This is a genomic window from Thauera aminoaromatica, from assembly GCF_000021765.1.
Taxonomy (GTDB): domain Bacteria; phylum Pseudomonadota; class Gammaproteobacteria; order Burkholderiales; family Rhodocyclaceae; genus Thauera; species Thauera aminoaromatica.
Genome location: NC_011662.2, coordinates 3,070,545 through 3,083,516, shown reverse-complemented (window position 1 = coordinate 3,083,516; position 12,972 = coordinate 3,070,545). Strand labels below are relative to the sequence as shown.

At 71.3% G+C, this 12,972-nt stretch carries 15 protein-coding genes and 1 riboswitch; of the genes, 6 read left to right on the top strand and 9 right to left on the bottom strand.

Translation table 11 applies throughout. The annotated features are described in order from the left end of the window. Positions 1-35 precede the first annotated feature (35 nt). The 5 genes from TMZ1T_RS13575 to TMZ1T_RS13555 all read left to right on the top strand — a co-directional run bounded on the left by TMZ1T_RS13575 (position 36) and on the right by TMZ1T_RS13555 (position 5,593). Entirely contained in the window at positions 36-413 is a 378-nt protein-coding gene (locus TMZ1T_RS13575) for a hypothetical protein (RefSeq protein WP_012585702.1), read from the top strand. 54 nt (positions 414-467) lie between these two features. Then, complete coding sequence (locus tag TMZ1T_RS13570; protein WP_012585701.1) at positions 468-1,652, top strand: type 1 periplasmic-binding domain-containing protein; 1,185 nt, start codon at positions 468-470, stop codon at positions 1,650-1,652. A gap of 57 nt (positions 1,653-1,709) precedes the next feature. Further along, a complete protein-coding gene (locus TMZ1T_RS13565; RefSeq protein ID WP_004325646.1) occupies positions 1,710-2,519 on the top strand; it encodes an ABC transporter permease in 810 nt (269 codons plus the stop codon). A 66-nt stretch (positions 2,520-2,585) separates the two neighbouring features. Continuing rightward, on the top strand, positions 2,586-4,607 hold the full coding sequence (locus tag TMZ1T_RS13560; RefSeq protein ID WP_012585700.1) for a chorismate-binding protein: 2,022 nt from the start codon (positions 2,586-2,588) through the stop codon (positions 4,605-4,607). A gap of 106 nt (positions 4,608-4,713) precedes the next feature. Then, a riboswitch (cobalamin riboswitch) is annotated at positions 4,714-4,920 on the top strand. Positions 4,921-5,077: 157 nt separating this feature from the next. Then, complete coding sequence (locus TMZ1T_RS13555) at positions 5,078-5,593, top strand: GNAT family N-acetyltransferase (protein WP_004327579.1); 516 nt, start codon at positions 5,078-5,080, stop codon at positions 5,591-5,593. Positions 5,594-5,706: 113 nt separating this feature from the next. Here TMZ1T_RS13555 and TMZ1T_RS13550 read toward each other — a convergent pair whose 3' ends face one another. The 9 genes from TMZ1T_RS13550 to pqqA all read right to left on the bottom strand — a co-directional run bounded on the left by TMZ1T_RS13550 (position 5,707) and on the right by pqqA (position 11,611). Continuing rightward, a complete protein-coding gene (locus tag TMZ1T_RS13550) occupies positions 5,707-6,096 on the bottom strand; it encodes a type II toxin-antitoxin system VapC family toxin (RefSeq protein WP_245537196.1) in 390 nt (129 codons plus the stop codon). 2 nt (positions 6,097-6,098) lie between these two features. Then, positions 6,099-6,344 (bottom strand): FitA-like ribbon-helix-helix domain-containing protein, encoded by a 246-nt coding sequence (locus TMZ1T_RS13545; protein WP_004327583.1) that lies wholly within the window; start codon positions 6,342-6,344, stop codon positions 6,099-6,101. Between the two features lie 148 nt (positions 6,345-6,492). Further along, a complete protein-coding gene (locus TMZ1T_RS21805; RefSeq protein WP_012585699.1) occupies positions 6,493-7,239 on the bottom strand; it encodes a hypothetical protein in 747 nt (248 codons plus the stop codon). Next, positions 7,236-8,327 (bottom strand): 3-phosphoserine/phosphohydroxythreonine transaminase, encoded by a 1,092-nt coding sequence (serC, locus tag TMZ1T_RS13535; protein ID WP_012585698.1) that lies wholly within the window; start codon positions 8,325-8,327, stop codon positions 7,236-7,238. Before serC ends, TMZ1T_RS21805 begins: the two co-directional genes overlap by 4 nt. 5 nt (positions 8,328-8,332) lie before the next feature. Continuing rightward, positions 8,333-8,833, bottom strand: coding sequence for a urate hydroxylase PuuD (locus tag TMZ1T_RS13530; protein ID WP_012585697.1), 501 nt, complete (start codon positions 8,831-8,833; stop codon positions 8,333-8,335). Between the two features lie 102 nt (positions 8,834-8,935). Beyond that, positions 8,936-10,081, bottom strand: a complete 1,146-nt coding sequence (gene pqqE, locus TMZ1T_RS13525) for a pyrroloquinoline quinone biosynthesis protein PqqE (protein ID WP_004326941.1) — start codon at positions 10,079-10,081, stop codon at positions 8,936-8,938. Between the two features lie 92 nt (positions 10,082-10,173). Then, complete coding sequence (locus TMZ1T_RS13520; protein WP_012585696.1) at positions 10,174-11,187, bottom strand: alpha/beta fold hydrolase; 1,014 nt, start codon at positions 11,185-11,187, stop codon at positions 10,174-10,176. Next, the gene (pqqD, locus tag TMZ1T_RS13515) at positions 11,187-11,474 is read right to left on the bottom strand and encodes a pyrroloquinoline quinone biosynthesis peptide chaperone PqqD (protein WP_012585695.1); all 288 of its coding nucleotides are present in this window, start codon (positions 11,472-11,474) and stop codon (positions 11,187-11,189) included. The genes TMZ1T_RS13520 and pqqD overlap by 1 nt, the downstream gene beginning before the upstream one ends. Before the next feature lie 62 nt (positions 11,475-11,536). Beyond that, a complete protein-coding gene (gene pqqA, locus TMZ1T_RS21800) occupies positions 11,537-11,611 on the bottom strand; it encodes a pyrroloquinoline quinone precursor peptide PqqA (RefSeq protein ID WP_144312226.1) in 75 nt (24 codons plus the stop codon). Positions 11,612-11,885: 274 nt separating this feature from the next. Here pqqA and TMZ1T_RS13510 point away from each other — a divergent pair, with 274 nt between their 5' ends. Further along, positions 11,886-12,968, top strand: a complete 1,083-nt coding sequence (locus TMZ1T_RS13510; RefSeq protein WP_012585694.1) for a response regulator — start codon at positions 11,886-11,888, stop codon at positions 12,966-12,968. Positions 12,969-12,972 lie beyond the last annotated feature (4 nt).

Below are 12,972 nucleotides of genomic sequence, written 5' to 3'. Positions count from 1 at the left end.
ACCCTGTAGGAGCGACGCAAGTCGCGATCAAGGCGGTGCAGGAAGCACGGCGCGGACTGGAGGGCTGCAATCGCGACTCGCGTCGCTCCTACGAGAACCCCGGGCGCCCGGGGCGGCACCGTGTAGGAGCGACGCAAGTCGCGATCAAGGCGGTGCAGGAAGCGCGGCGCGGGCTGGAGGGCAGCAATCGCGACTCGCGTCGCTCCTACAAGAACCCCGGGCGCCCGGGGTGGCACCGCGTAGGAGCGACGCAAGTCGCGATCAAGGCGGTGCAGGAAGCGCGGCGCGGGCTGGAGGGCTGCAATCGCGACTCGCGTCGCTCCTACGAGAACGCCGGGCGCCAGGGTTGGCACCGTGTAGGAGCGACGCAAGTCGCGATCAAGGCGGTGGACGAAGCGCAGCGCGGACTGTGACGAACGGTGCGGATCCGGGGTTGTGATGCTCGAACGATCGATGGGGTGTTCCAGATGATGATTTTCCGTGCGCTGACGCAATTCGCCCTGGCGGCCTCGCTGCTGTTCTTCGCGCTCGCCGCCGGGGCGGCGGAGGTGATCCGCTTCGGCTATCTCGAGCTCGCCGACGATCCGCGCTACGACGAGCGCAAGGCCTTCTTCCGTACCTTGTCGCGCCCGCTCGGTGCGCCCTTCGCCGGTGCCGAGGTGGCCTTGCGCGAGTCGCGCTTCGTCGGCCAGGCGATCGGGGTGAGCTTCGAGCTCGTGCGCGCGCGCGGTGCCGACGCGCGCGCGCTGGTGGCCGAGCTCGACAAGCTGCACGCCGAGGGCGTGCGTCACTTCCTGATCGACGCCCCGGGCAAGGTGGTGGCCGAAGTCGCCGCCGCCACGCGCGGCCGCGAGCTGCTGCTCTTCAACGTCTCGGCGCCGGACGACGCGCTGCGCCAGGCGCAGTGCCAGGCCCACCTCTACCACACGATCCCCAACCACAGCATGCAGACCGACGCGCTCGCGCAGTTCCTGGTGGCGAAGAAGTGGCGCAAGGTGCTGCTGCTGCAGGGGCCGCGCGACGACGACAGGCTGATCGGCTCCGCCTTCGAGAACTCCGCGCGCCGGCTCGGCTTGAAGATCGTCGACAAGAAGGACTTCGTGCTCGGCAACGACCCGCGCCAGCGCGAGCTCGGCAACGTCGGCCTGCTGACCGCGGGCGACGACCACGACGTCGTCTTCGTCGCCGACAGCGACGGCGAATTCGCGCGCAGCGTGCCCTACGACACCGTGCGCCCGCGCCCGGTGGTGGGCGCCGAGGGGCTGGTCGCCGAGGCCTGGCACTGGGCCTGGTCGCGCCACGGCGCGCCGCAGCTCGTCAGCCGCTTCGACAAGCAGGCGGGGCGCCACATGGGCAGTGCCGACTGGGCCGCCTGGGTGGCGGTGAAGGCGGTGGTCGAGGCCGTGGTGCGCACCGGCAACGCGCCCTTCGACAAGCGGGTCGCCTACCTCGGCGGCGAGGAGATCACCATCGACGGCTTCAAGGGCAACCGCCTGTACTTCCGCGACTGGGACCGCCAGCTGCGCCAGCCGCTGCTGCTCGCCACGCACAACGCGGTGATCGAGCGCGCCCCCATCCAGGGCTTCCTCCACCAGACCAACAACCTGGACACGCTCGGCTTCGACCGCCGCGACAGTCGCTGCAAGCCCTGAGCCCGACCGGATCATGAACCTGCCTTCGCCCACCCCATCCGCTTCGCGAGGATTCCGATGAGACCTGCCCACGCCCTGCTCGCGCTGCAGGCGGTCGCCAGCCGCGAGCTCGCCAAGTTCGTCCGCCAGGGCGGGCGCCTGGCCTCCGCGCTGGTGCGGCCGCTGCTGTGGCTGGTGGTGTTCGCCGCCGGCTTCCAGAACGTGTTCGGGGTGTCGATCATCCCGCCCTACGACACCTACATCCCCTACCAGACCTACATCGTGCCCGGCCTGCTCGGCATGGTGCTGCTGTTCAACGGCATGCAGTCCTCGCTGGCGATGGTCTATGACCGCGAGATGGGCATGATGCGCCTGCTGCTCACCGCGCCGCTGCCGCGCGGCTACCTGCTGCTGTGCAAGCTGCTCGCCGGCACGCTGCTGTCGGTGCTGCAGGCCTACGTCTTCCTCGCCGTCGCGGCGCTGTTCGACGTCGGCGTGCCGTGGTCGGGCTGGCTGTACGCGCTGCCGGTGCTGGTGCTGGCCGGCATGATGCTGGGCGCGCTCGGCCTGCTGCTGTCGGTGAACATCCGCCAGCTGGAGAACTTCGCGGGCACGATGAACTTCGTCATCTTCCCGATGTTCTTCCTGTCGCCGGCTTTGTATCCGCTATGGAAGCTGGAGGAGTCGGGCGCCACCGTCATCCACTTCCTCGCCACCTGGAACCCCTTCACCCACGCGGTCGAGGCGATCCGTTTCGCGCTCCACGGCCAGCTCGCCGTGGGCTCGCTGGCGATCGTCGTCGGCTGCCTCGCGGCCTTCTTCCTGCTCGCCGCCTGGGGCTACGACCCGCAGCGCGGCCTGCTGCGGCGCACCGGCAAGCCGGGCTGAGCGCTCGCCGGGGCAGGGGGCGGGCCGCGGGATACAATCCGCGGCCCGTTTCGTCCTGTCTCGCCCATGTCCGCTCCGCCCGCCGTCCCACCGCTCGACCCCGCCTGCTTCGCGCTGCTCGACGACTGCCATGCCACCGGCGCTTCGCCGTCCAGCCGCCTTTATCGTGGCCTGGTGCGCGCGCATCGCTGCGCGGACCCGTCCGCGCTGGAGGCGACGTGGGCCGCGGTGGACGCCGACCTGCGCGCCGGCCTGCACGCGGTGGTGCTGGCCGACTACGAGTGGGGCGTGCGGCTGAATGGCGTCGGGCAGGAGGACGTCGGGCGGGAGAGTAGGGCGCCGGAGGCTTGCGGCCGCTTGGCCGTGCTGATGTTCGCCACGCTGCAGCACCTTTCGGCCGTCGCGGTCGAGGCCTGGCTGGCGGCGGCCGAGGCCGGCGGGAGCGAGACGGGCAAGCTCGAGGTGTGTGAGGCGCAGCGCCAGCGCCGGCCTGCGATCGGCACATCGGCGACGGCGCCCGATCCCGACACCGGTCCGGCTCCCGCCGGCGTGCTCGGCCTGCGCGCCTCGGTCGATCGCGCGGCCTTCGAGGACGCGATCGCGCGCATCCACGCCGCCATCGCCGAGGGCGAGACCTACCAGGTCAACTACAGCTACCGCCTGGATTTCGACACCTTCGGCTCGCCGCTCGCGCTCTACCGCCGCCTGCGTGCGCGCCAGCCGGTGGCCTTCGGCGCGCTGATCCGCCTGCCCGCCGACGCCGACGAGGGCGGCCCGGACTGGGTGCTGTCGTGCTCGCCGGAGCTCTTCCTGCGCCACCACGACGGCGTGCTGCAGGCGCGCCCGATGAAGGGCACTGCGGCGCGCAGCGGCGACGACGCGGCCGATGCGCTCGCCGCGCGCAGGCTCGCGGCCGACGCCAAGAACCGCGCCGAAAACCTCATGATCGTCGACCTGCTGCGCAACGACCTCGGCCGCGTCGCGACCACCGGCAGCGTGCGCGTGCCGGCGCTGTTCGAGGTCGAGCGCTACCCGACCGTGCTGCAGATGACCTCCACGGTCGCGGCGGAGCTGCCCGCGGACGTCGGCTTTCCCGCGCTGCTGCGCGCGCTGTTTCCCTGCGGCTCGATCACCGGCGCGCCCAAGCACCGCACGATGCAGCTCATCGCCGAGCTGGAGACCGAGCCGCGCGGCCTCTACACCGGCAGCCTCGGCTGGATCGACGCGCCGCGCCCGGGGCACGCCTGCGGCGACTTCTGCCTGTCGGTGGCGATCCGCACGCTGACGCTGGAGCGCATCGGGCAGGGTGCGGATGCGCTCGCCGGCGCGCGGCATCGCGGCCGCATGGGCGTGGGCGCCGGCATCGTGATCGACAGCGCGGCCGCCGACGAGTACGCGGAGTGCCGGCTCAAGGCGCGCTTCCTCAGCGCGCTCGACCCCGGCTTCGCGCTCTTCGAGACCCTGTACGCGACCCGCGAGGCCGGCGTGCGCAATCTCGACCGCCACCTCGCCCGCCTCGAAGCCAGCGCCGCCGCGCTCGACTTCGTGTTCGAGCGCGCACGCATCGAGGTCGCGCTGGGCGCCCAGCTCGCCGCGCTGCCGCCGGCCACGCCCTCGCGCCTGCGCCTGGCGCTGCACAAGGACGGCCGCCTCGAGCTCGCCGCCGCCGCGCTCGACGCGCTGCCGCCCGGCGCGGTCACGGTGCTGCTCGCCGAGCGCCCGCTCGACGACCCGCAGGGCCTCGGCGCGCACAAGACCACGCTGCGCGCGCGCTACGACGAGGGCCTACGCGCCGCGCTGGCCGCGGGCGCCTTCGACACGCTGTTCTTCGACTCGGCGGGCCGCCTCACCGAGGGCGCGCGCAGCAACGTCTTCCTGCTCCTCGACGGCGAGTGGCGCACCCCGCCCGCCGGCCGCGGCGTGCTGCCCGGCACGATGCGCGCCGCGCTGCTGGAGGATCCGTCCTGGGCCGCGCGCGAGGCCGAGCTGCGCGTGGAGGACCTGCTGCGCGCGCAGCGCATCGTGCTGACGAACGCGCTGCGCGGGGTGGTGGAGGCGAGGCTGGAGCGCGCCGTCGGCGGTCGCTGAGCCGGCGGCGAGTGCTCGGGTCCGACCCAGGGTGGCTCGCCAGCGTGCGGCCGGCATCCGCGGGCGGATCCCGGGAGTGGTTTGACAGGCTGGAGGCGCGCGGCTAACCTCGGCCGCGTTTCATGGTTGCCTGCCCTCACCGGCCGGCATGAAAAGGGAATCCGGTAACACGCCCGCGCGTGCAAGCCGGAGCTGCCCCCGCAACTGTATGCGACGAGTCGCGTGCCCATCTGGCCACTGGAGTCTCTCCGGGAAGGCTGGCACGAGGCGAGGACCCGCAAGCCAGGAGACCTGCCATGGACATCACCTTCATTCGTTTAGGGCGGGGTGTCCCTGACAAGAGGCATGGTCCATACCATTTCACTTGCTCGTCTCGCAGATGATCCGGCAGTTCCCTGCGCCCTTCGCGGCGCCGGGGAGGCTGGGACGCGTCCGCCGGAGATCCCGCCCGCCTGCCCGGGGTCTCCGCCATGTCCGTCGTCGCCAGTCCAGTCTCGCCCAGTTCCCTCGCTGCGGATGATCGCAAGCGGCACCGCCCTCCCGGCCCGCTGCTCGGGTTCGCGCCGGCGGATGCCGAGCGCATCCTCGCCCACCTCGTGGCGCTCGATGTCGACGATCGCTTCCTTCGCTTCGGCTACGGCATCGGTGACGAGGGGATCGCCCGCTACGTCGCCCGCATCGACTTCGCGCGCGACCACGTCCACGGCCTGACCGACGCGGGCGGAAGGGTCGTGGCGCTCGCGCACATGGCCGTCCGCGATGGCGAGGTCGATTTCGGTCTCAGCGTGGCACCCGCCTGGCGCCGCCGCGGCTGGGGCCGGACCCTGTTCGCCCACGTCGTCGAGCTCGCACCCCTGCTGCGCGCGCAGCGCGTGCTGTGCCACAGCATCAGCCCCGCGGTGCTGCACATGGCCGGCGCCAGCGGTTTTCGCCGCGTGGGCGGCAATCCGGCCGCGCCCCTGGTGCTGGACATTCCAGTCGGCTGACGCCTCGGCTACCGGAGCACTCGACCGGTTTTTCAGCCGGCTCCGGCGACGCGAGGGAAGCCATTTCGGCGGAGCTTCAGCGAGAAGGTGCGCCAAACCGCTGAATCCAGGGCTCACGCCGCAGTGAGCGGCACCGCGAACTTCGGGAATGCCCTGAGCAGCCTGGCTTCCATCGTCACCAGTTTCACGTCCAGGCGCAGGGCCAGCGCGGCAAACTCGCAGTCATACGCAGAACAATCGGTGTCGCGCACGAGCTCCAGTACCCGCTGAGAGTCGACTTTATGCTCGTTCCCCGCAAGCAGGCTCTCCGCCTCGGCCTGCAAGGCGCGCGCATCATCGAAAGCCAGGGTCTTTCGTCGCAGGTAACCCGCGAGAATGCTGCGGAACTCGCTGCGCCACAGCACCGGCGCCACCCACTCCGGGTCATGCTCCAGCAGCGCCTCGGCATGTGTAGTGAACTCGGTCGGCAGGTACAGGTACGCCAGGACATTGGTATCCACCACGATCACAGGCGGTCCTCGCGCTTCAAGGCGTCGATGTCGTGCGCCCTGAACTTCGACGCTGGCAGTGCAGCTCGCAATGCGCGGGCACGGGCCAGTCGCTCACTCGGGGCGATCCTGCCCGGCAGCAACACGGTCTCCAGGCACACGATCGCTTCGCTGTTCAGGCTGCGCCTGTGCGTTACCGCCGACGCCTTCAGACGTTGGTATATCTCATCTGGAATATTCTTCAGGGTCAGCGTAGTGGGCATGGCAGGCTCCTTCCAAAGTGGAACCATAATGGTTCTTGAGGCCAGTGCGTCAAGCCGATACGTCCACCATATCGACCACATCGCGCGCCAGGTGCGATTCGGGCAGCCAATCCTGCAACGAGGGCGGCAGAGGTAGTCCGCCAGCTTGCTAGGCGCTGCCCAGCAACTGCGCCAGACAGGTCGCCCCCGATTCGGAGAATGCGCGGTGAACCTGCACGCCCGCAGCGCCGCTCGCGCGGACTTCGGCGACGTCGCTTGCCTTGCGGATGCCGCCCACTGCCACCACGGCCGGACCGTCGGACACTGCGGTGATCAGAACGTGCAGGCGCGAGAGGCGCTTCGGGTCGTCGTCCGGCAGCACGGCCGTCAGCAGGTCGAAGCCTGCTGCCGCGGCGGCGAGGGCGACCGCCGGCGGCGCCTCATTCGCCCAGTTCGCCCCGCCGAGCCTGAACTTGAGCGCGAGCGGAACCCGGCGCGGCAGCCCGGCGCGCGCCGCCGCCACCGCGCGCAGCGCGGCCTCGACGAGCGGCAGCCTTGCAGGCGCCAGCAGCGGCGCGCAGGCGCGCGCGGACAGGTTGAAGCTGAGGTAGTCCGCCACGTCCCAGGCGCCGTAGAGCCCGGCGATCCAGCACGCGGCGAGCGTCCGGGGCGCTGCGTCGGCGGGCTGGCCGAGGCCGATGCCGATCGCGGCCGCGCCGGGCGCACGCGCGGGCAGGGCGGCGAGCCGGGCGCGCAGCGCGGCCAGCTCCGCGCCTGCCCGCGGCCCGACCGCGACGGTGCCGAACTCCACGCTGCCGAAGCCGAGGCCGAGCAGCTCGGCGGCGCGCGTGGCGTCCTTGTCGATGCCGCCGGCCAGACCCGGGCGGGCGTGCCAGGGGAAGGTCGCCCGGCTCATCCGCGACGGCGGGCGAAGTCCGCCATGAAGCCGGCCAGCGCGTCGGCGCCGGCCTGCGGCATGGCGTTGTAGAGACTGGCGCGCAGCCCGCCGACCTGGCGGTGGCCGCGCAGGTTGTGCAGGCCTCGGGACGCGGCCGCGGCGAGGAAGGGCTCGACGAGTGCTTCGTCGGCGAGCTGGAAGCGGACATTCACCGGCGAGCGGTGCGCCGCGGCCACCGGCGCGCGATAGAAGCCGCCGCTGCCGTCGATCGCCGCGTACAGCGTGGCCGCCTTGCGGCGGTTGGCGGCGCCCATCGCGGCCAGCCCGCCGGATTCGGCGATCCAGTCGAAGACCAGGCCGGCGAGGTGGATCGCCAGTGTCGGCGGGGTATTGAGGCAGCTGTCGGCCTCGACCTGGCGGCGGTAGCTCAGCGCCGCGGGCACCGCGGGCGCGGCGCGCTCGAGCAGGTCCGCGCGCACCACCAGTACGCACAGCCCAGCGACGCCGAGGTTCTTCTGCGCGCTGGCGTAGAGCAGGCCGAAGCGGGCGAGGTCGAGCGGCGCGGTCAGCAGGCACGAGGTGGCGTCGGCCACCAGCGGGACCTCGCCGGTGTCGGGCAGGGCCGGGTAGGCGAGGCCGTCGACCGTCTCGTTGGGGGTGATGTGGCAATAGGCGCAGTCGGCGGGCAGGTCCCAAGGTCCCGCCGGTGGCGCGGCGAGCGGCGCGGCTCCCGCAAAACCGGGCGCGGCAACCACCTCGCAGTAGCGCCGCGCCTCGGCGATCGCGCGCTGCGCCCAGTAGCCGGAGTCGGCGTAGGCCGCGCGCTGCGCGCCGCCGAGCAGGTTCATCGGCACCAGCGCGAACTGCTGCATGGCGCCGCCGGCGAGGAAGAGGACGCGGTAGCCGGCGGGCAGCTCGAGGAGCTGCGCCAGGCGCTCGCGTGCGCTGTGCAGCGTCGCGCGGAAGGCGTCGCCGGTGAAGGGGCGCTCGAGCGCCGAGGCGCCGTCCGCGCCGCGCACGAACAGGCCGTCGCGCGCGCGCTCGAGCACCGCGTCGGGCAGGCGCGCCGGGCCGGCGGCGAAGTTCCAGGCGGTGGCGGGATTCATCGCGTTCAGCCCGCCAGACCGCCGTGGCTGCTCGCCGCCATGAAGAACAGCAGCGGGATCGACAGCATGGTGTTGGTGCGCGAGGACAGGTGGGTGATGCGCGAGCAGCGCAGGCGCTCGTCCACGCTCGCCGGCACCAGGCCGAGCACCTTCTGCTGGTGCGGCCACAGCACGAACCAGACGTTGAGCATCATGAAAGTGCCGATCCAGGTGCCCAGCCCGATCGGCGCCAGCGCGCCGTCGAGCATGAGCGCGTCAGGCAGCCAGCCGCGCTGCCACAGCATCAGCAGGCCGGCGCTCCACGCCACCACCGAGGCCCAGCGGAAGAAGCCGTGCTCGCGGTTGAGCAGGGCCTGGAAGCGCGGGCTGGTGTCGTCGGTGAGGTCGGTGGCGGCGAGCGGCCGCCAGCCCGGACGCTGCACCACGCTGGAGTAGTTGTGGCCGACCCAGAGGATGCCTGCGATGAAGTGCGTCCAGCGCAGTGCGAGATCGAACAGCGGGTCCATGGCGCTTCAGCCGGCGACGAGTGGCAGCAGGAGGGCGAGCACCGCGGTGAGCAGCAGCCCGAGCGCGATCGTGCCGGTGGCGGTGTCGTAGGGATGGCGCATTCAGTCCTCCATGAAGGCGGTGGATACGGCGCCGGCGGCGCGCTTGACGAGCGGCTTGCGGAAGCGCAGCGGCGCCGCCACCCCGGCCACCGCCTGCTGCACCAGGTGATGGTGCGGCGAGCGGCTGCACGCCGGGTCGGTGTTGGCGGCGTCGCCGGTGAGCAGGAAGGCCTGGCAGCGGCAGCCGCCGAAGTCCTTCTCCTTCTCCGCACAGGACCCGCAGGGCTCGGGCAGCCAGTCCAGGCCGCGGTACTTGCGGAACAGCGGCGACTCGTGCCAGATCCAGCCAAGCGGTCGGTCGCGCACCGACTCGAACGCCAGCCCGGGGATCACGCGCGCCTCCTGGCAGGGCATGGCGACGCCGTCGGGCGCGATCGTGAGGTGGATCGCGCCCCAGCCGTTCATGCACGCCTTGGGGCGGCCCTCGTAGTAGTCGGGGATCACGAAGTAGATCGTCATCGCCTTGCCGAGCTTCGCGCGCCATTCATTGACCACGCGTTCGGCCTCGCGCACCTGCTCGAGGGTGGGCATCAGTTCGTCGCGGTTCATCAGCGCCCAGTTGTAGTACTGGATGTTGGCGAACTCGATGTACTCGACGCCGAGCCCGGCGGCCCACTCGATCATCTCGCCGATCAGCTCGATGTTGTGGCGGAACACCGGCATGTTGAGCACCATCGGGAAGCCGTGCGCCTTGATCAGGCGCGCGGCCTCGAGCTTGTGCGCATGGGCGCGCGCGCCCACCAGCGCGTCGGTGAGCCCGGGGCGGGTCGACTGCAGCGAGAGCTGGATCTGCTTGAGGCCGGCGGCCTTGAGGGCGAGCAGGCGTTCTTCGCTCAGGCCGATGCCCGAGGTGATCAGGTTGGTGTAGAAGCCCAGCCCGTCGGCGTGCGCGACCAGCTCTTCCAGGTCGGCGCGCTGCAGCGGCTCGCCGCCGGTGAAGCCGAGCTGCAGCGCGCCGATCGCGCGTGCGTCCCGCAGCACCTGCTTCCACTCCTCGGTCGACAGCTCCTTCGCGGCGTAGTCCTCGAAGTCGAGCGGGTTGTTGCACCAGGTGCACTTGAGCGGGCAGCGATAGGTCAGCTCCAGCGACAGCCACAAGGGCTTGCCCTGGCCGTCGAGGCTGAGTCCGTGGGTTTCCTTGGGCATGGCGTGCATCCTCCGGTGTCGATGCGGCCATGTTGCCCGTCGTCCGGGGGCGTGGCGTCCTGATGCTCTGCGATGCGGGCTGGCGATTTTCTTTAGCGGCTGCGGCGGGGGTGGGCGCCGCGGTGGGCGCACTCTGCGACACGGTCGAGTGCGGCGACGCAGGCGGCGGCGATCGCCGCATCCAGCCCGGAGTGGCCCGCGCCGGTGACCTCGGTGTATTCCGCCGCCGGCCATGCGCGGTGCAGCGCGCGCGCAGTGGCGGGCGGGCACACCGGATCGTCGGCGCCATGCACGATCGCCGCCGGCAGGTGGCGCAAGGCCGCGCAGGTGGCGAGCAGGCGTGCGGCGTCGGTGAAGCAGCCGTGGGCGAGGTAATGCGCCTGGATGCGCGCCTTGGCGAGTTCGCGGGCGTCGGGCGGGGCGGCGAGCGGCGGCTCGCCCATCAGCGCGCGCTCGTGGTCCAGCCAGTGGCGCGCGGCGGCGCACCTCGTCTCGGGGCGGCCGGCGAGCATGCGGCGGCACCAGGTGGCGAGCAGATCGTCTTCCGCGTGCCGGGATCGGGCCCGGGGCAAGCGGATGAGCGCTTCCTCCGCGAGGCGCTGGCGCAGCCCGGGTGCGCGTGGAGGAATGCGCTCGGTGTAGGTACGCAGTTCCGCCGGCGAGCCGAGGAAGATGCCGCGCAGCACCAGACCCGCGACGCGATGCGGGTGCGCGCCGGCGTATTCGAGCGCGAGCAGGCTGCCCCAGGAGCCGCCGAACACGATCCAGCGCTCGATCGCCAGCGCTGTGCGGATGCGCTCGATGTCGGCGACGAGGTGGGCGGTGGTATTGGCGCGCAGGCCGCCGAGCGGCGTGCTGCGACCGCCGCCGCGCTGGTCGAAGAGCACGGCGCGAAATCGTGCGGGGTCGAACAGCCCGCGCTGGCGTGGGCTGCAGCCGCTGCCCGGGCCACCGTGCAGGAAGACCACCGGGATGCCGTCGGCGCGGCCGCATTCCTCCACGTGCAGCACGTGGCCGCTCCCCACCGCGAGGCGGTGCGTGCAGAACGGCGCCGCCTCGGCCCACAGCGGCGGCGCGCCGCGCGAGGGCGCCGGGGCGGCGTCCATCAGGCGGCGCGCAGCCAGCCCTTGTCGCAGGCGAGATCCACGAAGGCGCGCACGCCGTCGGCGATCTCCGCGCCCTGTGCGGGAAAGGCCGCCTGCAGCTCGGCGACGATCGTCGCGACCGTGCGCGCACCGTCGCAGCGCTCGAGGACCGCGCCGGCCGAGGCGTTGAGTTTGATCAGACCTTCCGGGTAGAGCAGGATGAAAGCCGACTGGCTCTCTTCCCAGCGGAAGACGTAGTGGGGCGACAGCCGCGGGCGGGCGTCGGCGGGCAGGGGGAGGGCGTCCATGGTCGTCGGGGCGGCCGCGGCGGCGGCGATCCGTCTCCGCCGCGGCCGCGCGCTGCATACGCTCAACGTACGTATACGTAAGCCGTGACTTCGAAGCCGAGACGGATTTCGCAGTAGGCGGGGGTTTCCCAGTTCATGGCGCTTTCCTTGTGAGACGGGGCGGCACCGTGCTGCCCCCACGACGCATTGTTCTCCGGCGGACACGGCGCAGACCAGCGGCGAATCGCGAACACGGGCTCGCGAAAATCATGAGCCGGCGGGTGCGGGCGAGATGGACGCCATCGTTCATGCCGCTGGTCTGCTCGAGGATCTGCCTGTCGGGCGGTGCTTGCGGAGCGGAAAAATCCCGCAAACGCGCGCCGCAAATACTCGTAAACTGCAGCCGTGGTTTTCGTGCTGGAGCTCCCGTGCTTGAACACCCTTCTGATCGTGGATGACGAGCCGGCCAATCTGGCGGTGCTGACGCACCTGTTGCAGCCCTACTACCGCGTGCGTGCGGTCAATTCCGGCCGCCGCTGCCTCGCGGCGGTGCGGCCGCCGCTGAAGCCGGATCTGATCCTGCTCGACGTGATGATGCCGGAGATGGATGGCTACGAAGTCCTGGCCCGGCTCCGCGCCGATCCCGCGACGAGCGACATCCCGGTGCTCTTCGTCACTGCACTCGATGACGACCTCAACGAGGAGAGCGGGCTGGCCCGAGGTGCCGCCGACTATCTCACCAAGCCGATTCGCCCCGGCGTGCTGCTGGCCCGTGTGCGCACCCAGCTCGAAGCCAAGCGGGGCCGCGACTTCTTGCGCGACCAGAATGCCCTGCTCGATGCGGAGGTCGCTCGGCGCATGCGCGAGAACGAACTCACCCAACTGGTCAGCATTCGCGCCTTGGCCCACCTCGCCGAAACGCGCGACCCCGAGACGGGCAACCACATCCTGCGCACTCAGGGCTATGTCCACCAGCTCGCCACGGCGCTGCAGCGGCACCCGCGCTTCAGCGACGTGCTCACATCGCGCTACATCGATCTCCTGACCAAGTCGGCGCCGCTGCACGATATCGGCAAGGTGGGGATCCCCGACGCCATCCTGCAGAAGCCCGGCCCGCTCACGCCCGAGGAATGGGCGGTCATGAAGACACACGCAGAGATCGGCGCCGAAGCCATCGATCGCGCCGAGGCCGACATCGAGACGACGGTCGATTTCCTTGTCCTGGCCAAGGAGATCGCCCACTGGCATCACGAAAAATGGGATGGCAGCGGTTACCCCGACGGACTCGCGGCAGAGGCCATTCCGCTCTCGGCTCGCCTCATGGCGCTGGCCGATGTCTTCGACGCACTGATTTCGGTGCGCGTGTACAAGCCAGCCATGTCCTACGAGGAGGCGCGGGAAGTCATCCTGGCCGGCCGGGGCCGGCATTTCGACCCGGACGTGGTCGATGCCTTCCTGACGAACTACGCCGAATTCGTCCGCATCGCCGAGCGCTACAGCGACACCGCCGCTTGAGTGC